The organism is Brachybacterium atlanticum (assembly GCF_025669985.1).
Classification (GTDB): Bacteria; Actinomycetota; Actinomycetes; order Actinomycetales; family Dermabacteraceae; genus Brachybacterium; species Brachybacterium conglomeratum.
In genome coordinates, this window is the sequence record NZ_JAKJJW010000001.1 from 180676 (window position 1) to 203254 (window position 22579).

Annotated in this window: 17 protein-coding genes; 5 read left to right on the forward strand and 12 right to left on the reverse strand. The window is 73.2% G+C overall.

From position 1 onward, the window contains the following. Positions 1 to 251 precede the first annotated feature (251 nt). From acnA to dut, 5 genes are all read right to left on the reverse strand, one after another. On the reverse strand, positions 252 to 3050 hold the full coding sequence (gene acnA / locus L3K22_RS00815; protein ID WP_263309731.1) for an aconitate hydratase AcnA: 2799 nt from the start codon (positions 3048 to 3050) through the stop codon (positions 252 to 254). A gap of 222 nt (positions 3051 to 3272) precedes the next feature. After that, positions 3273 to 4595, reverse strand: a complete 1323-nt coding sequence (locus L3K22_RS00820; protein WP_263309732.1) for a class I SAM-dependent RNA methyltransferase — start codon at positions 4593 to 4595, stop codon at positions 3273 to 3275. 121 nt (positions 4596 to 4716) lie between these two features. Beyond that, complete coding sequence (locus tag L3K22_RS00825) at positions 4717 to 5538, reverse strand: DUF3159 domain-containing protein (protein WP_263309733.1); 822 nt, start codon at positions 5536 to 5538, stop codon at positions 4717 to 4719. Continuing rightward, the gene (locus tag L3K22_RS00830) at positions 5535 to 6320 is read right to left on the reverse strand and encodes a DUF3710 domain-containing protein (RefSeq protein ID WP_263309734.1); all 786 of its coding nucleotides are present in this window, start codon (positions 6318 to 6320) and stop codon (positions 5535 to 5537) included. Before L3K22_RS00830 ends, L3K22_RS00825 begins: the two co-directional genes overlap by 4 nt. Beyond that, entirely contained in the window at positions 6317 to 6796 is a 480-nt protein-coding gene (gene dut, locus L3K22_RS00835) for a dUTP diphosphatase (RefSeq protein WP_259882733.1), read from the reverse strand. The genes L3K22_RS00830 and dut overlap by 4 nt, the downstream gene beginning before the upstream one ends. Before the next feature lie 74 nt (positions 6797 to 6870). On the opposite strand from dut, the gene L3K22_RS00840 reads away from it, so the two are divergent. Next, positions 6871 to 7419: a DUF3093 domain-containing protein gene (locus tag L3K22_RS00840; RefSeq protein ID WP_259882732.1), complete on the forward strand. Its 549-nt coding sequence runs from the start codon at positions 6871 to 6873 to the stop codon at positions 7417 to 7419. A 150-nt stretch (positions 7420 to 7569) separates the two neighbouring features. Here L3K22_RS00840 and L3K22_RS00845 read toward each other — a convergent pair whose 3' ends face one another. After that, the gene (locus L3K22_RS00845; protein ID WP_263309735.1) at positions 7570 to 7872 is read right to left on the reverse strand and encodes a DUF4193 domain-containing protein; all 303 of its coding nucleotides are present in this window, start codon (positions 7870 to 7872) and stop codon (positions 7570 to 7572) included. Positions 7873 to 8167: 295 nt separating this feature from the next. On the opposite strand from L3K22_RS00845, the gene sepH reads away from it, so the two are divergent. Continuing rightward, positions 8168 to 9505 (forward strand): septation protein SepH, encoded by a 1338-nt coding sequence (gene sepH / locus L3K22_RS00850; protein ID WP_263309736.1) that lies wholly within the window; start codon positions 8168 to 8170, stop codon positions 9503 to 9505. 60 nt (positions 9506 to 9565) lie between these two features. Here the strand turns inward: sepH and L3K22_RS00855 are convergent, their stop codons facing one another. From L3K22_RS00855 to L3K22_RS00865, 3 genes are read right to left on the reverse strand one after another with little or no spacing between them, the layout of a single operon-like run. Beyond that, a complete protein-coding gene (locus L3K22_RS00855; RefSeq protein ID WP_263309737.1) occupies positions 9566 to 10699 on the reverse strand; it encodes an alkaline phosphatase family protein in 1134 nt (377 codons plus the stop codon). A gap of 17 nt (positions 10700 to 10716) precedes the next feature. Further along, complete coding sequence (locus L3K22_RS00860; RefSeq protein WP_259882921.1) at positions 10717 to 11292, reverse strand: DUF5998 family protein; 576 nt, start codon at positions 11290 to 11292, stop codon at positions 10717 to 10719. Between the two features lie 37 nt (positions 11293 to 11329). Next, positions 11330 to 14086 (reverse strand): bifunctional acetate--CoA ligase family protein/GNAT family N-acetyltransferase, encoded by a 2757-nt coding sequence (locus L3K22_RS00865; protein WP_259882922.1) that lies wholly within the window; start codon positions 14084 to 14086, stop codon positions 11330 to 11332. Positions 14087 to 14189: 103 nt separating this feature from the next. Here L3K22_RS00865 and L3K22_RS00870 point away from each other — a divergent pair, with 103 nt between their 5' ends. From L3K22_RS00870 to L3K22_RS00880, 3 genes are read left to right on the forward strand one after another with little or no spacing between them, the layout of a single operon-like run. Further along, entirely contained in the window at positions 14190 to 16646 is a 2457-nt protein-coding gene (locus L3K22_RS00870; protein WP_259882923.1) for a DNA gyrase/topoisomerase IV subunit A, read from the forward strand. Between the two features lie 4 nt (positions 16647 to 16650). Then, the gene (locus tag L3K22_RS00875; protein ID WP_263309738.1) at positions 16651 to 17793 is read left to right on the forward strand and encodes a DUF998 domain-containing protein; all 1143 of its coding nucleotides are present in this window, start codon (positions 16651 to 16653) and stop codon (positions 17791 to 17793) included. A 20-nt stretch (positions 17794 to 17813) separates the two neighbouring features. Beyond that, positions 17814 to 18722, forward strand: a complete 909-nt coding sequence (locus L3K22_RS00880) for a D-hexose-6-phosphate mutarotase (protein WP_263309739.1) — start codon at positions 17814 to 17816, stop codon at positions 18720 to 18722. A gap of 36 nt (positions 18723 to 18758) precedes the next feature. On the opposite strand, the gene L3K22_RS00885 is transcribed toward L3K22_RS00880, so the two are convergent. Genes L3K22_RS00885 through L3K22_RS00895 form a run of 3 tightly spaced genes read right to left on the reverse strand, consistent with a single transcriptional unit; the run spans position 18759 to position 22545 of the window. Next, positions 18759 to 19649, reverse strand: a complete 891-nt coding sequence (locus L3K22_RS00885) for a metallophosphoesterase (RefSeq protein WP_263309740.1) — start codon at positions 19647 to 19649, stop codon at positions 18759 to 18761. Next, positions 19646 to 20431, reverse strand: a complete 786-nt coding sequence (gene hisF / locus L3K22_RS00890; RefSeq protein WP_263309741.1) for an imidazole glycerol phosphate synthase subunit HisF — start codon at positions 20429 to 20431, stop codon at positions 19646 to 19648. The genes L3K22_RS00885 and hisF overlap by 4 nt, the downstream gene beginning before the upstream one ends. Continuing rightward, complete coding sequence (locus L3K22_RS00895; protein ID WP_263309742.1) at positions 20428 to 22545, reverse strand: DNA gyrase/topoisomerase IV subunit B; 2118 nt, start codon at positions 22543 to 22545, stop codon at positions 20428 to 20430. The genes hisF and L3K22_RS00895 overlap by 4 nt, the downstream gene beginning before the upstream one ends. Between the last annotated feature and the right edge of the window lie 34 nt (positions 22546 to 22579).

Genomic DNA, 22579 nt, shown 5'->3' on the forward strand with positions numbered 1-22579 from the left:
CCTGTTCAGAGTACGTGGTTCTGACCTGCCGAGACGGGAGACATGGTCACATCTGTGCACATCTTCACCGGGGCTTCACCCGGCCCCGCCGAGGTGTGCAACGCGGTGCAGACAGCCCGGTCAGGGGTGCGCGAGAGGGTGCCTGCGGCGCCTCCCGCACCCGGACATGACTGCGCCCCGCCAGGCAGGGGCCGGGCGGGGCGCAGCGTGCGCCGGTCACGAGGACCGGACGGCGCGGGAGGCGCCTGCGATCAGGCCGCGACCAGCGAGCGCAGGACGTACTGCAGGATGCCGCCGTTGCGGTAGTACTCCGCCTCGCCGGGGGTGTCGATGCGGACGACCGCATCGAATTCCACGGAGGTGCCGTCCTGCTTGGCGGCGACGACCTTCACCGTCTTGGGGGTGGCGCCCTCGTTCAGCGCGGTGATCCCGGTGAAGGAGAAGGTCTCGGTGCCGTCGATCCCGAGGGACTCGGCGGTCTCGCCGGCGGGGTACTGCAGCGGCAGCACACCCATGCCGATGAGGTTCGAGCGGTGGATGCGCTCGAAGCTCTCGGCGATGACGACCTGGACGCCGAGGAGCTTGGTGCCCTTGGCGGCCCAGTCGCGGGAGGAGCCGGTGCCGTACTCCTTGCCGGCCAGGACCACGAGCGGGATGTCCTGCTCGGCGTAGGCCTGGGCGGCGTCGTAGATGAACTCCTGCTCGCCGGTCAGGAAGTTCTTCGTGTACCCGCCCTCGACGCCGTCGAGGAGCTGGTTCTTGATGCGGATGTTCGCGAAGGTGCCGCGGATCATGACCTCGTGGTTGCCTCGGCGGGAGCCGTAGGAGTTGAAGTCCTTGCGCGCGACGCCGTGCTCCTGCAGGTACTTGCCTGCCGGGGAGTCGAGCTTGATCGAGCCGGCGGGCGAGATGTGGTCGGTCGTGGTCGAGTCGCCGACCTTGACCAGCACCCGGGCGCCCTCGACGTCGCCGACCGGCGCGGGCTGCGCCTCCATGCCCTCGAAGTACGGGGGCTTGCGCACGTAGGTGGACTCGGAGTCCCACTCGAAGGTCGCGCCCTCGGGAGTCTCCAGGCTCCGCCAGCGCTCGTCGCCGGTGAAGACGTCCTTGTAGTCCTCGGTGAACATCTCCTGGGAGATGGACTCGCCGATGACCTTCTCGACCTCGGTCGGGTTCGGCCAGATGTCGCGCAGGTAGACGTCCTGGCCGTCCTTGTCCTGCCCCAGCGGGTCGTTCTCGAAGTCGAAGTCCATGGTGCCCGCGAGCGCGTAGGCGATGACCAGCGGCGGGGAGGCCAGGTAGTTCATCTTCACGTCGGGGTTGATGCGGCCCTCGAAGTTGCGGTTGCCCGAGAGCACCGCGGTGACGGCGAGGTCCTTCTCGGCGATGGCCTCGGAGATCTCCGAGTCCAGCGGGCCCGAGTTGCCGATGCAGGTGGTGCAGCCGTAGCCCACCAGGTGGAAGCCGAGTGCCTCGAGCGCCGGCCAGAGGCCCGCCCGGGTGTAGTAGTTGGTGACGACCTGCGAGCCGGGGGCCATGGAGGTCTTGACCCACGGCTTGGCGACCAGGCCGCGGTCCACCGCGTTCTGGGCGAGCAGGCCGGCGGCCATCATCACCGAGGGGTTCGAGGTGTTGGTGCAGGAGGTGATCGAGGCGATCGAGACGATGCCGTGGTCGATCTCGAAATCCTTGCCCTTGACCTGGACCGGGTCCGAGGCGCGGCCGATCACGTTCTGGCGCTCCGGGGCGTCGCCGCCGGAAGCGTTGTCCGACTCCAGTCCGGCCGGGTCCGAGGCGGGGAAGCTGCCGGCGTCCTCGCCCTCCTCGACCTGATGGCCCTCGCCCGCGTAGGACGGCAGCACCTTGCGGAAGGACTCCTTCGCCTCGGTGAGGACGATGCGGTCCTGGGGACGCTTGGGGCCGGCGATGGAGGGCACCACGGTGGAGAGATCCAGCTCGAGGTACTCGGAGTACTCGACCTCCGTCGAGGGGTCGTGCCACAGGCCCTGGCGCTTGGCGTAGGCCTCCACGAGGGCGACCTGCTCCTCGGTGCGGCCGGTCAGGCGCAGGTAGTCGGTGGTGACCTCGTCGACCGGGAAGATCGCGACGGTCGAGCCGAACTCGGGGCTCATGTTGCCGATCGTCGCGCGGTTCGCGAGCGGGACCTGCGAGACGCCCTCGCCGTAGAACTCGACGAACTTGCCCACCGCGCCGTGCTGGCGGAGCATCTCGGTGATGGTGAGCACGACGTCGGTCGCGGTGGCGGCCGGCGGGATCTCGCCGGTGAGCTTGAAGCCCACCACGCGCGGGATGAGCATGGAGACGGGCTGGCCGAGCATCGCCGCCTCGGCCTCGATGCCGCCGACGCCCCAGCCGAGCACGCCCAGGCCGTTGACCATGGTGGTGTGCGAGTCCGTGCCGACGCAGGAGTCCGGGTACGCACGGAGCACTGTCGCAGCGCCATCGACCGACACCTCGCGGGTCATGACGGTGCGGGCGAGGTACTCGATGTTGACCTGGTGGACGATGCCGGTGCCCGGGGGGACGACCTTGAAGTCGTCGAAGGCGGTCTGGCCCCAGCGCAGGAACTGGTAGCGCTCGCGGTTGCGCTCGTACTCGAGCTCCATGTTCTGCTCGAGCGCGTCGAGGCGGCCCGCGACGTCGATCATCACGGAGTGGTCGATGACCATCTCCGCGGGGGCGAGCGGGTTGATCCGCTCGGGATCCCCGCCGAGGTCCTGGACGGCCTCGCGCATGGTGGCGAGATCGACGACGCAGGGGACGCCGGTGAAGTCCTGCATGATCACGCGGGCGGGCGTGAACTGGATCTCGACGGACGGATCGGCCGTCGCGTCCCAGCTCGCGAGCGCACGGACGTGGTCGGCGGTGATGTTCGCCCCGTCCTCGGTGCGCAGCAGGTTCTCGAGCAGGATCTTGAGGCTGTAGGGAAGCTTCTCGGCGCCCTCGACGGCGTCGAGCGCATAGATCTCGTAGTCGGTGCCGCCGACCTCGAGCTTCTGCTTCGCGGCGAATGAGTCGACAGTGCTCATCGGACGCACTCCTTCGGTATAGGTTCGGCCCCTCCATCGTAGGCGCGTCGCCCGCGCGCGGCAGGCGATCGCGCACCTCGGGGCCCGACGCGGAGGGCGCGGGTCGAGGAGGGGGTGCCGGGCGGCTCCCCGGCAAGTATCTTGAAGTCAAGATAAATCATACCATGCAGTACCCCATGGTCCTGACAGGGCGTCATCTGCGCCGGGCGCGCATCGGCCCGGTCAGCCCGCGGCGCGCTCGAGGACCGCGACGGACTCGATGTGGTGCGTGTGCGGGAAGAGGTCGAAGGCGCGCAGGTCCTTGACCTGCCAACCCTTGCCCTCGATCGCGGCGAGGTCGCGGGCGAGGGTGGCGGGCTCGCAGGAGACGTACACGATGCGCTGGCGCACGGCACCGGCGAGCAGCCCCATCAGCTCGACGCCCGCGCCGGCGCGCGGCGGATCCAGGACCACCGCGTCGACCCCGCCGCGACGTGCGCGCACCCAGTCGGTGACATCGGCCGTGGCGGTCGAGACCTGCGGGAGGTCCTCGAGGTTCTGGGCGGCCAGCTGGGAGGCGCGGCGGTTGCCCTCGACGGAGACGACCGAGCCGCCCGTGCCCACCTGCTCCGCGGCGACCGCGGCGAAGACGCCGACGCCGCCGTAGAGGTCCCAGGCGCTGCCGCCCCGCGGGGCGTGCAGGGCGGAGTCGACGATCTCGGTGAGCAGCTCCGCGGCCCGGCGGTGGGACTGCCAGAAGCCGGTGGCGCTGACGGTGAACAGCCGCTCGCCCAGGCGCTCGTGGACGGTGCCGTCGCCGCGCAGCGGGACGAGACCGCGGGCGGTGCGGACCGCGACGTCGGCGTCGCCCCAGCTCTGCGGGATCTCGGTCGTCTCGGGATCCAGGTCACGGCCGATCAGCACCACCGAGGCCGGACCGGCCGAGGGGGCCACGGCGTCGACGGCCTCGGTGCCCTCGGGGGCGGTCCACTCCCCCAGGCGCAGCGCGCGCACCGCGGGGGCCGACAGGGGATCCTCGCCCACGGGACGCACTTCGTGGGAGCGCCAGCCGCGCATCCCGACCTCCCCGTCGGGGCCGACGGCGTAGCGCACCCGAGTGCGCCAGCCGAGCCCGTCGGCGTCGTGCGGGGCGGGCTCGACCTGCACCTGCTCGATCGGGAAGCTCGTCACCCCGGCACGCCGCAGCAGCTCCTGCATGACCTCGCTCGCGATGCGGCGCTGGGCGGGCAGGGCGATGTGCGCCCATTCCGCGCCGCCGACGCCGTCGACCCCGGCCTCCTCCCACACCGTGGGGACGCGGTCGGGTCCGGCCTCGAGCACGTCGAGCGCCTCGGCGCGCCAGAAGCGGGCATCGGCCTTCGCCTGGGGGTCCTCGAGAAGGCGGGCGGTGACGGTCTCCCCCGGTGCGGTGCCGCGCACGAAGACGACCCGGCCCTCGTGGCGGGCCACGAAGGTGCCGCCGGCCGCGGGAGGGCCGGCGGTGACCGTGAGGACTCGGCCGCCGGGGGCGGGGCTGCTCGGCGCGCTGTCGGCATCGGGGGTCATCGGACCACTCTCCTCCACTCCGGGTCCGAGCCCGGCTCGGACGGCGGCAGAACTCTCGGCGTGCACATCGTGCACCATCATCTCATCCAGTGGACGGTGCGCTGACCGCGCCGCTCGGGGCTCAGCGGTGGCCGCGGCGGGCGAGCAGCCCGCGATGCATGAGCCAGACGAGATAGGCGATCACCGCGAAAGCCGGCAGGCCCATGGCGATCTTCGCCGCGCCGAGCGCCGCGACCTGGCCGGTCAGCAGCAGCGGAAGCTGCACGGCGAGCTTGGCCGCGTACAGCCCCGCGAACAGGAGGGTCGCGCGGGTGTAGACGCGGCGGCCGTCCTCGTGCTCGCGCCAGTCCGAGACCCGCGGGTCCAGCAGCGCGACGACCACGCCGACGAGCGGGTGCCGCAGGGCGAGGGAGAGCAGGAGCACGGCCAGCGAGACGGCGTTGGTGACGATGCCCGGCCAGTAGAAGTCGGACCCCTCCCCGGAGCGGACCGCGAGGACCGCGCCGAGCGCGACCCCGATCAGCCCGCCGATCACGGTCGAGGGGCTCTGGCGCTGGACGAGACGCACGACCAGCATCACCACGACGGCCGCGACCGCGGCGCCCGCGGCGAGGCCCACGGCGCCCGTGGCGACGAAGAGCACGACGAACAGCAGCGTCGGCAGCACCGACTCCACGATCCCGCGGCGCCCGCCGATCGCGTCGGCGACGGAGAACTCCTCCTCCTGGAGCACGGCGCCGAGGCCGCTGCGGGTCGATCCCTCGCCGCCGGCGGGCTCTACCGCGGGCTGCTGGCCCGCCGGGGATGCGTCCTGCGCGTCGGCCCCGGGGGACGGCGCGGCGTCGGAGTCGCCGCGCGGCGAGGACCCGGCGGCAGGCGCGGGGGCGGGGGATGCGGCGGCCCGATCCCGTCGGGGCCGGCCGCCGGCGCGGTGGGTGCTCATCCGATCTCGGTGATCTCCGGGCCGCGGGCGAGCGGGTCCAGCGGGCCGGAGCGGATCTGGTCGAGGCCCGGACGCTCGCCGGGCAGGTGCAGAGGGATGAGCTCCTGCGGCGCCATCGCCTCCGCGCCGCGCACGACGACCAGGCGCGAGACGAGCGCCTCGAAGCGGCGCGCCTGCTCGGGGTCCGCCAGCGCCTTGCCGGAGAGGACCGCGCGCAGCAGCCAGCGCCGCCCGTCGACGCCGATGAAGCGCGCGGGACGGTAGGCGGTGCGGCCGTCGGCCCGCTTGACGGGCATGCGCGCGATCAGCTCGGTCCCGAAGGCGCCCGGCCGGGTCTCGGCGGTGCCGCCCTGCTTGACCACGGACTCGCGGAGCTTGCCCCGCACCTCCTCCCAGATCCCGCGGGACTTGGGAGCCGCGAAGGCCTGGACCTGCAGCGAGGAGCCCTCGATGACGAGGTTCGCGCCGGTCACGGCGTTCGTGCGCTGGTCGACCTCCATCCGCAGCTCCATGCCGTCGATGGCGGGGACGAGCAGGCCGCCGAGGTCGATGCGGTCCTCGTCGGGCGCGTCGGCCTCGTCGTAGGGCCCGTCCTCGAGGTGGTCCCCGCGTGCGGGGGCCTCCTCCTCGGTCTCGGACTCGTCCTCGGGGAGGGCGTCGTCGGCCGCGCCCTCGTCCTCCGGGGCGTCGTCCGGCTCGGGCGAGTCGAGCTCCAGGGCGCCCAGCCCCTCGATCTCCTCCGGCTCCTGCCGCTTCCTGCGGGAGAACAGTCCCATGGTCATCCCTCCTGGTGGTGTGCGCCGCCGAAGCCGCCGCTGGAGCCGAACCCGGCGGTGGACCGGTCCGTCTCCTCGAGGTCGTCGACCTCCTGCAGCACGGGGGCCAGGAACGGCACCACCACGAGCTGGGCGATCCGGTCCCCGACGCGGAGGGGGAAGTCCTTCGTCGGATCGGTGTTGTGCAGCGCGACCTTGAGCGGTCCGCGATAGCCGGCGTCCACGATACCGGGGCCGTTGAGGACCGTGACGCCGTGCTTCGCGGCGAGGCCCGAGCGGGGGCAGACGAGTCCCACGGTGCCGGGCGGGAGGGCGACGGCGAGGCCGGTGTCGACCAGGGCGCGGCCGCCCGCGGGGATCACGAGCTCCTCGGCGCTGGCGAGGTCGAGGCCGGCGTCGTCGGCATGGGCGCGGTGCGGGAGCGGGGTCGCGCCGGTGCGGCGGATCCGCAGCGGCGCGCTGGTGTCGGGGTCGGCAGACATGACGCCAGGGTAGGCGCTCCGGCGGCGTCCTCCGCGCACCGGGGGTCCAGGGAGTGCGTGAGACCATGGTGGGCATGTCCGCCTCCGCCGTTCCCCCCGCCGCCGAGTCCCCGTCCGAGCGGTCCGCCGCCGGTGCGGCCCCCGCCCCCGGGCGCGGCGCCGGAACGCCTCTCCACCGCGAGCACCTCCTGCCCGGGGTCGGCGCCTGGGTGATCGGCGTCGCGATCGGTGCGGCGCTCGGGCTCGTCATCGTGCCCCTGCACCTCGGCGCGGCGATCGCGCTGTCGGCGGTCTCCATCGTGATCGCGATCGTGCTGCTGATCGCCTACTCCCCCGTGCTGGAGGTCTCGGACGGCCGGTTCCGCCTGGGCCGCGCCCGGATCGACGTGACCGAGCTGGGCGAGCCGCAGGTGCTGCGCGGCGAGGACTGGGCGCTCACGATCGGCCAGGACTTCGAGCCGCTGGCCCACCACGAGGTGCGCGGCTGGACCCGCAGCGGGATCCGCGTCGAGGTGCTGGATCCGGAGGACCCGACCACCGCGTGGGTCGCCTCGACCCGTCGCCCCGAGGACCTCGCCCTCGCTCTGCGCACCGCCCAGCAGCAGGCACGGCGCGCGGCCTGACCGCTCCGGTCCGAGGGCATCTCCGACCTCGTGGCCTGTCGGCCTCGCGCCCGGTCCGGCCCCGACACCAGGAACGGCACCTCCCCTTCAGGAGGTGCCGTTCCTGGTGCCGGGGTGCTCCCCCTCTGCTGACCCGCGCTCGCGCGCACGTCAGGCCGCCGCGCAGTCCTTGCAGATGATGAGCGTGCCCTCGACGTGGTCGATCTGGCTGCGGTGCTTCACGAGGAAGCAGCTGGCGCACGTGAACTCGTCCGCCTGGCGGGGCAGCACGCGCACGGAGAGCTCCTCGCCGGAGAGGTCGGCGCCCGGGAGCTCGTAGGAGTCGGCCGCCTCGGCCTCGTCCTCGTCGACCGTGGGGGTCGCCGACTCGTTCCGTCGGCCCTTCAGCTCCTCGATGGAGTCGTCGTTCGACTCGTCGTCGTTCTTGCGCGGGGCGTCGTAATCAGTGGCCATCTACGGTCCGTTCCTGGTTGTCTGCGGGGTCGTACGACCTGGGTGTGGGCATGTCCGCGCCGGTGCGGCCACTAGGGACCGCATCCGACCGGTCGGGGTCCCAACGCTGAATGCGGCGGCATTATTGCAGAGGCACCCGTGAGCGGCAACACGACGTCCCCGCCCCGTCGGCGTCCGGTGCCGACGGCCCGGGCGCGTCCGGCGCGCACCCAGGCGTCGCACTGTAGGGTCACGGCCTAGACTGTGCCTGCGAGCGACCAGGCTCCGAGACCAGGCTCGGACGGAGAGGACGACGATGCGCGAGCTCGATCTCGACGGGATCCACGACGACGGGGAGCATCTGCTCCTGGTCGACTCCGACGGCGATCGGTACACCCTGCGGATCGACCGCGCGCTGCGCGCCGCGGTGCGCTCGGACCGTCCCGCGCTGAACATGATCCAGGCGGCCGACGCGACCCCGCTGCGCCCCAAGGAGATCCAGGCGATGCTCCGCGCCGGCCGCAGCGCGGAGGAGATCTCGGAGACCTCCGAGATCCCCCTCGAGCACGTCCGCCGCTACGAGGGGCCGGTGCTCGCCGAGCGCGAGTGGACCGCCCAGCGGGCGCGAACCTTCCCCGTCGGCCGCGGCGGCCCCGCCCTCCAGGAGGTCGTCGCCGAGCGGCTCGCCGCCCGCGAGGCGACCGGCGAGAGCGCCTGGGACGCCTGGCGGCGCCCCGACGGCACCTGGACCCTCGAGCTGACCTTCTCCGCAGGCGGTCGCACCCGGCAGGCCCACTGGGCCGCCGATGTCGAGACCCGCTCCGTCTCCCCGCTGGACGACGAGGCCCGCTGGATCAGCGACGAGGACGCCCCGCCCGAGCCGAGCCGCGGCCGCGGCCGGCTCCAGGCCGTGAAGTCCTCCGTGTACGACCTCGAGGCCGACGGCTCGCTCGAGGGCGAGTCGCCCCGCGCCCGCACCTGGCCGCACCGCCGTCCCGTGGCGGACGAGCACCCCTCCGCGCTCGAGGACAGCGAGCTCGACGCGCTCAACGCCCGTCGCGGGATGCGCTCCGTCCCCCGCCCCGACGACTCCGCGACCGTCTGGTCGGGGCTCGACGAGACCGTCGAGGAGCCCGGCGACGACAGCACCGAGGCGCAGGGCTCCGGGCTCGCCGCCGATCCCGCTCCGCACGCCGATCACGCGCGTCCCGTCGCGCCGGTGCTCGCCGGCCCGGCGGAGGCCGGATCGGGCGCCGGGGCCGACGAGTCCCCCGCCGACCACGACCCGGACGCGGAGGCCCTGCGCGAGCACTCCTCGGCGCCGGAGGAGCAGGACGGGCAGGGCGCCGACGAGGAGTTCGCCGCCCAGGACCCCTCGGACTCCCCGAGCGCGCAGGACGGCGCCGACGACCCGGCCGAGGAGACCTCCGACGAGGCGGGCGACGAGCCCGAGCGGCCGGAGATCCAGTACCAGGACACCGTGGACCTCACGCCGCTGCCCGGCTTCGACGACGCCTCCGCCGCCGCGCGGGGAGAGGGCTCCGGCGAGTCCGAGGAGCCCGCGAAGCCGGCCCGGAAGTCCTCCCGGTCGAAGAGCAAGCGCGCCTCGATGCCCAGCTGGGACGAGATCGTCTTCGGCTCCCGGAACGACTGAGACGTCTCCCGGGGCCGCCGCGGGCGGGCCTGCCCACCGGGCATCGCGCCGCGGCAGGGCTCAGGTGATCGTGCGCAGCAGCGGCACGACCGCCTCCGCCGAGGTGAGCGATCCGTGCACCCCGATCATCGACCGGGCCGTCTCGGATCGGCGTGAGAAGTCGTCGACGCCCCAGCGTCCGCGGGCGAGGACGAGCACGTCGGCGATCCGTCCCCGGACGTGCTCGGGGATCGCCGTGGCGGCAGGGCCGAGCAGCCCCGAGGCGAGCACCTGCTCCCGGGTGAGGACCAGGGCGCGCTCCCCCATCAGCACGCGCATCCGCTCGGCGAGCTCCGCGGCGGCGCCGTCGCCGGGCACCGCGTGCAGGGCGAGCGCCCTCGCCTCCCCCGTCACCTCCTCGACCAGGGACAGGATCGCCGGCTCCTGCGCGAGGTCGACGGTGTGCGCAGCGGAGGTGTCGACCATCCCGTGATCGGCGGTGAGGTGGACGCGGGTCCCACGGGGGACGCGTCGCAGCAGCGTGCCGATCAGCGCGTCGACCTCGGCGAGCGCGGTGCGCCACGGCTCGGAGTCGATGCCGTGCACGTGGCCCGCATGGTCCACGTCGTCCACGTGCAGGTGCACCAGCGCATCCGGGCCGCCGCGGTGCAGCGCGGTGCGCACCGCCTCGACGCGGTCCCCACGCCCCTGGGCGAGGAACTCCCAGCCGCGATAGGCGACGCCGCTGAGATGGGAGCGGGCGTGCTTGGCGGGGGCGACCTGCACGGCGCGGCGCGTCCCGGCCTCCACCGGGGTCGTCAGCGGCATCCAGGCGTGGGGGTCCAGGCCCGGGGCGCCGGTCAGCTGGTTGACGGCCCGGCGGCCCACGGGGTCGAAGCCGAGATAGCCCAGCACCCCGTGCTCGAGCGGTGCGAGCCCCGTGTGCAGGGAGACCATCGCGCTGGCGGTCGTCGACGGGGTGACCGTGCGGGTCCGCTCCACGGAGCCCTCGAGCCGCCTCAGCGTCGGGGTGAGCGCCCGGTGCTCGGCCAGCAGGTCAGCGCCGACGCCGTCGAGCAGCACCACCAGGTCCCGTCCCTCCTCGAGCGCGGAGGCGAGGGGGGCGAGCACGTCCAGCAGGCCCGGCCGCTCCCCCGCGGCGAAGGGCGGGGCCAGCAGGTCCTCGGGCCAGTCGGGCAGGGCGGGATCGTCCATCTCGGCCATGCTCCGGCTCAGGCCCCGAGGTCGTCGATCGCCTCGAGGAGGCGGTCGTGGAAGGCGAGCGCCTCCTCGACCGCGGCCTCGCCGTCGGCCAGCGCGCTGACCCGCAGCGCGAGGTCCGCGGGGGCGGAGCTGCCGGTGTAGCCGTGGTCCGCCTGGCAGGTGGGGTCGCCGCAGTCGGCCGGCTCGAGGTCGAGGCGACGGCTGCCGTCCCAGGTCACTCCGAGGGTGATCTCGGACTCGCGGCCCGTGGCGAGCTGCCCGTCGGCGTCGAAGACCTGGGACAGGCCCGTCGAGGTGATGCGGCGCAGACGCACCCGCTCGGTGGTCGAGACGACCTGGCTGGGGTTCAGCGCGTCCGCGGGGTCGTCGTCGAGATGGGTTATCAGCAGGTGCGTCGCGGTGAGCACGACGACGGTGAGGTGCCGTCGCACCTCGGGGCCGTCGAAGGTGGTCTCGGCACGCACGAGGTGCGTGAGCACGGCCGCTCCGCGCAGGGAGCGCGCGATGCTGCGGGAGGCGGCCTGGGGGAAGTACCCGGCGGTCTCGAGGTCCTTCCGGAGGTCGGCGGGCAGGGCGGTGGTCATGGCCCCAGTCTCCCACGCGGCGGACGCCGGACGATCCTCAGGCACCGGGCGGTCCGGACAGCGTGCGACGCGCCCCGTCGGTGCGGTTCGGCGCGGGGGCGAGCCGTGCTCCTGCCCCGACCACGGTGAGGCCGTGCTGGGCGACCAGCACCGGGTACAGCTCGAGGAAGGCGAGCTCGGGCAGGTCCTCGGCGAGGAGGCCCACCCGCACCACCAGGTCGGCGAGCGCGTCGCGGTCCGCGGGCGGCAGCCCCCGGGCGCCGCGGAGCTTCACGGCGCTGGCGGGGGCGTCGACGAGCCGGTGCGCACCGGCCTCGCTGAAGGGCGGGATCGCATAGGCGATGTCGTCCAGGAGGTCGGTCGCGTCCCCCGCCACGGACAGGGAGAGCACCGGCCCCAGGGAGGGGTCCTCGACGCTGCGCACCACCATCGGCACCCCGGCCGGCGCCATCGCCTGCACCTCGAGCGGCGCGGAGGAGTAGGAGAGGTCCTTGCGCATGGCCTGCACCGCATGGCGCAGCTGGACGGCGTCGGGGATCCCCAGGCGCACCCCGCCGAGGTCCGCACGGTGGCGCAGCACGGGATCGGTGCTCTTCAGCGCGACGGGATATCCGATCTCGGCGGCGCGGGCGAGCGCCTCGTCCTCGTCGGCGACGCGTCGGCCCTGCAGCAGCTCGATGCCGTAGGCGGCCAGCAGCGCGGCGACGTCCTCTCCCCCGACCTCGATCTCGACCTCGGCGCCGGTGCGGTCCCCGGGGTCCGACGGGCTCCCCGCGCCGGGGTGGTCCCTCAGGAGCCGCTCGGCGATCTCCCGCGCCGCGGCGCGGTCCACGTCCTCGCGCCGGGCCGGCTCCTCGTCGTCGGCCGCGGGCCGCAGCGTCGCCTCGAGCAGGCCGGAGGCGGCGCGGACGACGGCGAAGGGGGTGGCGTGCACCGGCGGGAGCTGCGGGTCGACGCGCACCCGGCCGCGCAGCGCGTCGAAGCGGTCGCTGCCGGTGACCACGCACACCAGCAGCACCACCTCGGAGTGGCGGGCGACGATCGCCATCTGGCGCAGCACCTCCTCGGCGTCCTCGCCCTGCGCGTCGAGCATTCCGGCGATCACGAGGTCCACCTCGCCCAGCGCCGCCATCGTGGTGAAGGCGCGCTGGATCTGACGCGGGTCCGGCGAGAGGGGGACGGAGCGGTTCTCGGCAACGATGCGCAGCCCGGCGCCGTCCGCGGCGCCGCGCAGCGACGCGCCGAGCGCCGCCGTGTTGGAGAGGATCCCGACCCGCGGCCCGAGCGGGAGGCCCTGGCGCTCGATGCCGTCGACGACGTCCAGGAGGTGGTCGACTCCCCCGGTCTGCACGACCCCGGCGGAGTCGAGCACCTGGTCCAGGGCGCGCCGAGGCAGCGTCGAGCGGCGCACGTCATGGCCGGGCGGCAGATGGGACTCGCTGCCGGGCGGGCGCAGCACGATCAGCGGGGTGCGGCGGGTCAGGCGCCGGGCGATCCGGGTGAACTTGCGCGGGTTGCCCATCGACTCCATGGCCAGCCCGATCACGCCCACCTCCTCGTCGTCCTCCCAGTGCTGGAGGGTGTCGTTGAGGGAGACGTCGGCGCGGTTGCCCACGCCCACGAACTCGTGCAGGCCGATCCCGCGGGCATCGGTGCCGGCCAGGAGCATCGCGGAGAGCGCACTGGACTGCCCGGCGAGCGCGGCCCGCCCCGCGCGCGGCATGTGCGGGGCGAGGGAGAGGTTGAGCGGCGAGTCGCCGGTGCGCAGCATGCCGAGGGATCCCGGTCCCAGCAGCCGCATGCCGTGGCGTCGGATCCGCGCCACCAGCTCGCGCTGGAGGCTCCGGCCGTGCTCGCTGTCGGCGAATCCCTCGGTGGGGATCACGACGCTGTGCACCCCGATCTCGGCGCACTCCTCGACCGCGTCGAGGCAGGCCTCGGGGCGCAGCGCGATCACGGCGAGGTCGACGGGTCCGGGGACCTCGGAGATCCGCGCCCAGGCGCGTCGGCCCCGCAGCTCGAGCGCCTCGCGGGAGACGAGGTGGACGGTTCCCGGGTAGCCGGATCCCTCCAGCGCGGTGAGGAAGCGGCCGCCGACCGAATCGCGGTGGGAGGAGACCCCCACCAGGAGCACGGACTCGGGGTGGAGCAGCCGCTCCATGGCGCGCGCCTCGGCGCGGTGCTCCCGCTCCGCCATCACCGCGAGGGACCGGGCGGTGGGGTCGATCCGGAAGGACACCATGACCACCCCGTCGTCGAGGGTGCGGTCGACGTCGAATCCCGCCTCGGTGAAGACCTTGATCATCTTCGTGTTCTGCGGGAGCACCTCGGCGGTGAACACGTCGATGCCCTGCTCCCGCGCGGCGGCCGCGAGGTGCTCGAGCAGCACGGACCCCAGTCCGGAGCCCTGCCGGGAGTCGGCGACGTTGAAGGCGACCTCCGCCGAGCGCGGGGAGGTCCGGTCGTAGCGGCCGACGGCGACGATGTCCTTCCCCACGAGCGCGACGAACGCGACCCGGTCGCGATGGTCCACGGTGGTGAAGCGGGTCAGGTCCCGCTCGGACAGCCGCGGCATCGGCGCGAAGAACCGCAGGTACCGCGAGTGCTCGGACTGGCGCTGGTGGAAGGCCTGGAGCGCCTCGGCGTCCTCGGGCAGGATCGGGCGCAGGTGCGCCGCCGAGCCGTCGCGCAGGGCGATGTCCGCCTCCCAGTGCGCGGGATACGCCGGGCCGGCGCCGCTGCCGCCCCGGGCACGTCGTCGCAGGGACCGCAGGCCGTCGCGTCTGTCCGCCATGGCTCGATCCTAGTCCGGCAGCGGCGGGTGTTGACGGGATTCACGTCCCGTCGGGCGCACGGGATCCCAGGATCATGGCCGGTCATGCGCCATGATGTCCTCCATGGCCCGATCACGCAGCACCGCACCGCCCGCTGGGGACGACGCCGTCGACGAGACCATCGTCGACATCGACGTCACCAGCGAGATGGAGTCCTCGTTCCTCGAGTACGCCTACTCCGTGATCTACTCCCGGGCGCTGCCCGATGCCCGCGACGGCCTCAAGCCCGTCCAGCGCCGCATCCTCTACATGATGGCGGAGATGGGTCTGCGGCCCGAGAAGGGCCACGTCAAGAGCCAGCGCGTGGTCGGCGAGGTGATGGGCAAGCTCCACCCCCATGGCGACACCGCGATCTACGACGCGCTGGTGCGCATGGCGCAGGGCTTCAACATGCGCCTGCCGCTGGTGGACGGGCACGGCAACTTCGGCTCCCTGGACAACGGCCCGGCGGCGGCCCGATACACCGAGGCGCGCCTGGCGAAGGCCGCGCTGCTCATGACGGACTCGCTGGACGAGGACGTCGTGGACATGGTGCCCAACTACGACAACCAGCTCACCCAGCCCGAGATGCTCCCCGCGCAGTACCCGAACCTCCTGGTCAACGGCGCTTCCGGCATCGCGGTCGGCATGGCCACGAACATGGCGCCGCACAACCTGGTCGAGACGATCGCCGCGGCCCGCCATCTCATCGAGAACCCGGAGGCGGATCTCGAGGAGCTGATGCGCTTCGTGCCCGGCCCGGATCTGCCGACGGGCGGTCGGATCGTGGGCCTGGACGGGGTCCGGGACGCCTACCGCACCGGTCGCGGCTCCTTCAAGATGCGGGCCACCACCCGGATCGAGAACGTCACCTCGCGCCGCAAGGGCATCGTCGTCACCGAGCTGCCGTACCAGGTCGGTCCCGAGCGCCTCGCCGAGAAGCTGCGCGACGCGGTGCAGTCCAAGAAGGTCACCGGCATCACCGACTACCAGGACCTCACCGACCGCCACCACGGCATGCGGCTCGTGCTCACGGTGAAGTCCGGCTTCGAGCCCGAGGCGGTGCTCGAGCAGCTCTACCGCTTCACCCCGCTGGAGGAGTCCTTCGGCATCAACAACGTCGCCCTGGTCGACGGGCAGCCCCGCACGATGGGCCTCAAGCAGCTACTGGAGGTGTTCGTCGCCCACCGCCTGGCCGTGGTGCGGCGTCGCACCGAGCACCGCCTCGGCAAGCGCAGGGCGCGCCTGCACCTGGTCGAGGGCCTGCTGCTGGCGATCCTCGACATCGACGAGGTCATCCAGATCGTGCGCCAGAGCGACGACGCGGAGACCGCCCGCACCCGCCTGATGCAGGTCTTCGACCTCACCCAGGTGCAGGCCGAGTACATCCTCGAGCTGCGCCTGCGCCGCCTGACGAAGTTCTCGCAGATCGACCTCGAGGCGGAGCGGGACGAGCTGCGGGCCGAGATCGAGCGTCTCGAGGAGATCCTGGGCTCCGAGGAGGTCCTGCGCCGCCTGGTCTCCGACGAGCTGGCCGCCGTCGCGGCCGAGCACGGGGACGCGCGCCGCACGGTGCTGCTCGAGTCCGCCTCCGCCCCGGCGCCGAAGGCGGGCGCCTCCCTCGAGGTCGCCGACGAGCCCTGCGGCGTGCACCTGACCGGCACGGGGCTGATCGCCCGAGTCTCCGGGGAGGGGCCGCTGCTGCGGGAGGGCCCGCGAGGCGCGCACGACGTGATCGTCTCCTCGGTGCGCAGCACCACCCGCGCCGAGGTGGGCGTCGTGACCGATCGCGGCCGGGTGCAGCGCCTGTCCGTCGTGGACCTGCCGAACCTCGCCCCGACCGCCTCGGCGCCCTCCCTCGCCGGCGGCACGCGACTGGTCGACCTGCTGGAGCTCGAGCGGGACGAGCGCCCGCTGGGGCTGATCCGCCTGGCCGAGGCGGACATCGCCCGCGGCGGCGCGATCGCGCTGGGCACCCGCCAGGGCGTGGTCAAGCGGGTCCAGCTCGACTTCCCCCGCACCGACGGCTTCGAGATCATCTCGCTGAAGGACGGCGACGCCGTCGTCGGCGTCGTGGACCTCGAGGACGACGCGGACCTCGACCTCGTCTTCGTCACGACCGACGCACAGCTGCTGCACTTCCCCTCCTCCGGCGTGCGCCCCCAGGGCCGCGGCGCGGGCGGCGTGGCCGGGATCAAGCTCGCGGGCGACGCGCAGGTGCTGTCCTTCGGCGTGATCGACGTGACGGCGCCCGCGGACGTCGTCACCGTCGCGGGCAGCTCGTCGACGCTGCCGCTGCTGCAGACCGGCTCGCTCAAGGTCTCCTCGCTGACGGAGTTCCCGGCGAAGGGCCGCTCCACCGCCGGCATGCGCTGCCATCGCTTCCTGCGCGGCGAGGACTCCCTCATCGGCGCATGGGTGGTGCCGCATCCGGCCCGCGCCTCCTCCGAGGCGGGCCAGCCGATCGACCTTCCCGAGCCCACCGGTCGACGCGACGGCTCCGGCACCCCCGTCCCGGTGCCGATCGCCGCGGTCGGCTGATCCGTTGCCGGCCCCCGCCGCGCACCGGGCGACCGGGGCGACCCGCGCCGAGAACGCGCATGCCACGATCGGGGTCGCCGGCGCAATCGTCGGCCTCGTGGTGGGTCTGATCGCGCTGCGGGGCACCGCCGCGCTGTCGGGGACCGGATCGATCGGCCAGGTCGCGGCCCTCTCCGTGGCCGGCTGCGGGACCGCGACCTCGGTGCTGGTGCTCGTCACGGACCGCGTGCGCACGATGCCCTGGTTCGGCTCCCGGCCGCTCTGGCGGCGCGCCCTGGACGTGGTGGGGCTCTCGCTCATCCACGGCCTGCTGGGCCTGTTCCTCACCGGGGCGCTGTTCGCGGTGTTCCAGCAGGCCTTCCAGGGCGTGGCGCTGGACCGCTTCGCCGGCACCTTCTGGGTCGCGGCCGCCAGCGGCGGCGCCGCCTACATCGCCTCCTCCTCGCTGACGGCGCTGACCGGACGCTCGCTCGCGACGCTGCTGGCCGCCTTCCTCACCGTCGGCGTGCTCGCCAGCGCGCTGAGCGCCCCGGACCCGTACTGGTGGGAGCGCTACTTCTCCGAGCTCGGCGAGGGAACCGGGGCCTCCAGCATGATCTTCAACCTCACCCTGCTGCTGACGGGCATCGCCCTGCTGACGGTGGTGGAGTTCATCGCGCACGACCTCGACCGGTGGGCCAGCGCCACGGGCGAGGACCATCGCGCGGTGACCGCGGTGCGGGTGATGCTCACCCTCGTCGGCGTGCTCGTCGCGCTCGTCGCGCTGGTCTCGCGGAGCGTGAGCGTGCTCTGGCACGACGTCCTCGCCCAGTCGCTGGTGGTGGTGTTCGCGCTGACGCTGCTGGTGCTGCCGGTGCTGCTGCGCCGCCTGCCCGGGGCCCTGATCGGCTTCACCGCCGGCGCCTTCGCCCTGCTGATGATGGTGGTCGTGCTCTACGCCGGGGTGGGCTACCTGAACTTCACGGCCTTCGAGATGGGGGCGGCGGTGATCGTGTTCGTCTGGCTGCTGCTGCTCATCCGCACGGTCTCGGCCGCCGCGGAGGGCCTGCCCGAGGACGGCGCCGGGGCCGCGGCCGCGGGTCCCCCGCAGGAGGGTCCTGCCGTGACAGCCGGCCCCGAGGACGAGCAGCCCGGCGTCTCCCCCTGAAGGCGTGGGACGATAGGCCCATGAGCACCGTTCCCCGGTCCCCCGCCGCCCAGGACCCCGCGGCCGCCGCCGCCCGCGGCGCCGCCGTCCCGCTCCCCGAGGGCGTCTCCCTCGGCACCGCGCACGGCGTCGATGCCGTCCTGGTCGACACCCCCGCAGCGACCGGCGTGCTCCTGCTCGACGGCGCGCACCTGAACAGCTGGGTCCCCGCCGGCGCGCAGGACCTGCTGTGGATGAGCCCGAGCTCCGAGTTCGGGCCCGGCGTCGCCGTCCGCGGCGGCGTGCCCCTGGTCGGCCCCTGGTTCGGGCCCGGCCGCGATCTCGCCCGCACGGTCAAGCACGGCTGGCTGCGGAACATCCGCTGGGAGCTCGCCTCCGCCCGCCGCGAGGGCGACGACGTCGAGATCACCCTCGCCACCCCCGAGGACGCGGTCGCGCTGCGCGGGGAGGCGGTCTTCCGCCTCGGCGCGCAGCTGGACGTGGATCTCACCCTGACCGCCGGCTCGCGCCCGGTCGAGCTCGAGGCGGCGCTGCACGCCTATCTCGCCGTCGGCGACGTGCGCGAGATCGAGATCCTCGGCCTCGAGGGCGCCGCCTACCTCGACAACACGCGGGACCTCGCTGCGGACGTCCTGCCCGAGGAGCCGCTGCGCCTGACCGCCTCCACCGACCGCATCACCGAGGCGACCGGCGAGGTGACGGTCGTGGACCCGGTGCTCGGCCGACGTCTCGTCTCCACCCCGCGCGGCACCTCCCGCACCGTGGTGTGGAACCCCTGGGACACCCTGGTGACGGGGATGGCGGACATCCCCGGTGCGGACTGGCCCCGCTTCGTCTGCCTCGAGCCCGCCGTCGCCAAGGACGGCTTCGTCGCGCTCGAGCCCGGCGCCTCCCACCGCCTCGGCGTCACCTACCGCATCGAGGGCTGAGCACGGCTCCTCCCCGCGTCGGGAGCCCTGCGGGGACTACTGCACGAGATCGACGACGACGAGCTCGCGCGGGTTGTTCACCCGCACGCCGACGACGCTGTTGCCGAGCCCGCGGCTGATCACCATGGCGGTGTCCCCCTGGCGGTGCACGCCCTCGGTGAGCGCCGGGAACCATCCCTGGTGCGGGGCGAAGAGCGGCCCGATCAGCGGCAGCCGCACCTGCCCGCCGTGCGCATGCCCCGAGAGGACGACGTCCGCGCCGTGATCGGCGTACTGGGCGAGGAACTCGGGGCGATGGGCGAGCAGCACCGTCGGGCCCGGTGCGGACTCGAGCGCGAGCCGGTCCAGCACCGCGGCGGGCTGGGCCGGGGTACGTCCGTCGACCACGGCGACCCGGCGGTCCTCGAGCCCCGCGACCGTCACCTCGGTGCCGCGGATCTCGAGGCTCGTCACCTCGTCGCGCAGGATCCTCACCCCGGCGTCCTCGAGCCCCGCCAGCAGCTCCTCGCGCAGGGCGGAGTCGCCCTCGTGGTTGCCGAGCACGAAGAAGGTGGGGGCGACGGCGCTGAGGTGCTCGGCGAGGTCCAGGACGGAGCCGAGATCGGTGGTGCGCATGTCGATCAGGTCGCCGGTGAGCGCGACGAGATCGACGTCCCGCTGCTCGATCTCGGCGGCGAGCCGGTCCTGGAAGTCGCCGTGGTCGGCGGCGTGCAGGTCGGAGACGTGCGCGATGCGCAGCCCGCCCTCCGGGGTCGCGGCGACCTCGACCGCCTGCTCGGTGACCACGAGGCGACGGTTGTCCCAGAGCAGCCAGCCGGCACCGAGCAGCAGCACGAGCGCCGCGACGAGCGCGCCGACGACCAGGCGCTGACCTCGGGCGCGGCCGGTCCCGGCGCTCCGCGGGGCGACGGACAGCGGGGCGCTCACCGCACGGTGATGCCGTCGGCCGCCATCGCGTCCTTCGCCGCGCCGATCGTCATCTCCTGGAAGTGGAACACGCTCGCGGCGAGCACGGCGTCCGCCCCGGCGTGGACGGCGGGGGCGAAGTGCTCGGGCCGTCCGGCGCCGCCGGAGGCGATCAGCGGCAGGCTCGTCGCCTCGCGGGCGAGGGTGATCAGCTCGAGGTCGAAGCCGTCCTTGGTGCCGTCGGCGTCCATCGAGTTCAGCAGGATCTCCCCCGCGCCGCGCTCGGTGACCTCACGGATCCATTCGATCGCGTCGATGCCGGTGCCGCGACGGCCGCCGTGCGTGGTGACCTCGATGCCTGAGCCGGTGCGGGCGGTGCCCTCGGGGGTCTCGTCGGTGACGCGGCGGGCGTCGATCGAGAGGACCAGCACCTGGTTCCCGAACCGGCGGGAGATCTCGGAGATCACGCCTGGACGGGAGATCGCGGCGGTGTTCACTCCGCACTTGTCGGCGCCGGCGCGCAGCAGCTGGTCGACGTCCTCGGCGGAGCGCACCCCGCCCCCGACGGTCAGCGGGATGAACACCTGCTCGGCGGTGCGGCGCACGACCTCGATCATCGTCTCCCGGCCGCCGGAGGAGGCGGTGACGTCGAGGAAAGTGAGCTCGTCGGCGCCGTCGGCGCCATAGCGCGCCGCGAGCTCGACCGGGTCCCCAGCGTCCCGCAGATCCTTGAAGTTCACGCCCTTGACGACGCGGCCCGCGTCGACGTCCAGGCACGGGATCACACGGACGGCGACACTCATGCGTCGATCCTCTCCAGGTCGAGCTCTTCGGCTCCCTCGATGATGAACTGCTTGCGCGGCGCGACCTCGGAGCCCATCAGCAGCTCGAAGACCGAGCTGGCGGCCTCGGCGTCCTCGATCCGCACCCGCCGCAGCATGCGGTGGCGCGGGTCCATGGTGGTGTCCGCGAGCTGATCGGCATCCATCTCGCCCAGGCCCTTGTAGCGCTGGATCGGCTCCTTGAACTTCTTGCCGCGGCGCTCGAGGTTCTTCAGCAGCTTGTGCAGCTCGGCCTCGGAGTAGGTGTAGACCAGCTCGTTCTTCTTCGAGCCGCCGTGGATGATCTCGACCCGGTGCAGGGGCGGCACGGCCGCGTAGACGCGGCCCGCCTCGACCAGGGGGCGCATGTAGCGGTGGAAGAGGGTCAGCAGCAGGGTGCGGATGTGGGCGCCGTCCACGTCGGCGTCGGTCATCATGATGATCTTGCCGTAGCGGGCGGCCTCGAGGTCGAAGGTGCGCCCGGAGCCGGCGCCGATCACCTGGATGATGTTCGCGCACTCGGCGTTCTTGAGCATGTCCGTGATGGACGCCTTCTGCACGTTGAGGATCTTGCCGCGGATGGGCAGCAGCGCCTGGAACTCGGAGGAGCGGGCGTTCTTCGCCGTGCCGAGCGCGCTGTCGCCCTCGACGATGAACAGCTCGGAGCGGTCGACGTCGTGGGTGCGGCAGTCGGCGAGCTTGGTGGGCATCGTGGAGGACTCCAGCGCGTTCTTGCGCCGCGAGACCTCCTTGTGCATGCGCGCCGCGATGCGCGCCCGCATCTCGGAGACGACCTTGTCGACGACGAGCGCCGCCTGCTCCTTCTCCCCCTTCTTCGTGGAGGTGAGGAAGTCCGTGAGGCGGTCCTCGACGACCTTCGCGACGATCTGGCGGATCGCGGGGGTGCCGAGGACCTCCTTCGTCTGGCCCTCGAACTGCGGCTCGTCGATCCGGACGCTCACCACGGCGGTGAGGCCGGCGAGCGTGTCGTCCTTCTCGATCTTCTCGTTCTTCGCGTTGAACTTCACGCGGCGGGCCTGGTTCTCGACCTGCTTGCGCATCGTCTTGACCAGTGCCTGCTCGAAGCCGGTGACGTGCGTGCCGCCCTTGGGGGTCGCCACGATGTTCACGAAGGAGCGCAGCGTCGAGTCGAAGTCGGAGCCCCAGCGCAGGGCGATGTCGACCTCGCAGGTGCGCGCGACGTCGGTGGAGACCATGTGCCCGTTCTTGTCGAGGACCGGGATCGTCTCGGTGTAGTCGCCCGAGCCCTGGAGCCGGATCACGTCGGTGATCCTCTGGTCCTGGGCGAGGTACTCGACGAACTCGCTGATGCCGCCGTCGTACTTGAAGGTGCGGGTGGCGGGCTGATCGGGGTTCGCCTCGGGCCGGTGGTCGGTGACCGAGAGCTGCAGGCCCGGGACGAGGAAGGCGGTCTGCCGGGAGCGGCGGGTGAGGTCGTCCAGGGAGAAGTGGGAGCCCTTGACGAAGATCTGCGGATCTGCCCAGTAGCGCACGCGGGTGCCGGTCACGCCGCGCTTGGTCTTGCCGACCACGCGCAGCTCGCCGGGGCCGTCGGCCGGGGTGAACCCGGACTCCGGCGAGGGCTCGCCCTCGTCGGCGAAGACGCCGGGCACGCCGCGCTGGAAGCTCATCGCGTAGGTCTTCCCGCCGCGGTCCACCTCCACGTCGAGGCGGGCCGAGAGCGCGTTGACGACGCTCGCGCCGACGCCGTGCAGACCGCCGGAGGCGGCGTAGGAGCCGCCGCCGAACTTCCCGCCCGCGTGGAGCTTGGTGTAGACGACCTCGACGCCGGTGAGGCCGGTGCGGGGCTCGACGTCCACCGGGACGCCGCGGCCGGTGTCGCGCACCTCGACGGAGTGGTCGGGGTGGAGGATCACTGCGATCGACTCGCCGTATCCGCCGAGCGCCTCGTCGACGGCGTTGTCGAGGATCTCCCAGAGGCAGTGCATGAGGCCCCGGGAGTCGGTGGAGCCGATGTACATGCCGGGACGCTTGCGCACGGCCTCGAGGCCCTCGAGGACCTGGAGGTTGCGGGCGTCGTAGGCGGACTTCTTCGCGGCGGTGGTGGTGGACACTCTCCGGATCCTACGACGAACGACGCCGCGAACA

What these genes read in the sequence shown, in the direction of transcription:
- acnA (WP_263309731.1), bottom strand. Translation starts at nt 3,050, where the DNA reads ATGAGCACTGTCGACTCATTCGCCGCGAAGCAGAAGCTCGAGGTCGGC.
- L3K22_RS00820 (WP_263309732.1), bottom strand. Translation starts at nt 4,595, where the DNA reads ATGACCCCCGATGCCGACAGCGCGCCGAGCAGCCCCGCCCCCGGCGGC.
- L3K22_RS00825 (WP_263309733.1), bottom strand. Translation starts at nt 5,538, where the DNA reads ATGAGCACCCACCGCGCCGGCGGCCGGCCCCGACGGGATCGGGCCGCC.
- L3K22_RS00830 (WP_263309734.1), bottom strand. Translation starts at nt 6,320, where the DNA reads ATGACCATGGGACTGTTCTCCCGCAGGAAGCGGCAGGAGCCGGAGGAG.
- dut (WP_259882733.1), bottom strand. Translation starts at nt 6,796, where the DNA reads ATGTCTGCCGACCCCGACACCAGCGCGCCGCTGCGGATCCGCCGCACC.
- L3K22_RS00840 (WP_259882732.1), top strand. Translation starts at nt 6,871, where the DNA reads ATGTCCGCCTCCGCCGTTCCCCCCGCCGCCGAGTCCCCGTCCGAGCGG.
- L3K22_RS00845 (WP_263309735.1), bottom strand. Translation starts at nt 7,872, where the DNA reads ATGGCCACTGATTACGACGCCCCGCGCAAGAACGACGACGAGTCGAAC.
- sepH (WP_263309736.1), top strand. Translation starts at nt 8,168, where the DNA reads ATGCGCGAGCTCGATCTCGACGGGATCCACGACGACGGGGAGCATCTG.
- L3K22_RS00855 (WP_263309737.1), bottom strand. Translation starts at nt 10,699, where the DNA reads ATGGACGATCCCGCCCTGCCCGACTGGCCCGAGGACCTGCTGGCCCCG.
- L3K22_RS00860 (WP_259882921.1), bottom strand. Translation starts at nt 11,292, where the DNA reads ATGACCACCGCCCTGCCCGCCGACCTCCGGAAGGACCTCGAGACCGCC.
- L3K22_RS00865 (WP_259882922.1), bottom strand. Translation starts at nt 14,086, where the DNA reads ATGGCGGACAGACGCGACGGCCTGCGGTCCCTGCGACGACGTGCCCGG.
- L3K22_RS00870 (WP_259882923.1), top strand. Translation starts at nt 14,190, where the DNA reads ATGGCCCGATCACGCAGCACCGCACCGCCCGCTGGGGACGACGCCGTC.
- L3K22_RS00880 (WP_263309739.1), top strand. Translation starts at nt 17,814, where the DNA reads ATGAGCACCGTTCCCCGGTCCCCCGCCGCCCAGGACCCCGCGGCCGCC.
- hisF (WP_263309741.1), bottom strand. Translation starts at nt 20,431, where the DNA reads ATGAGTGTCGCCGTCCGTGTGATCCCGTGCCTGGACGTCGACGCGGGC.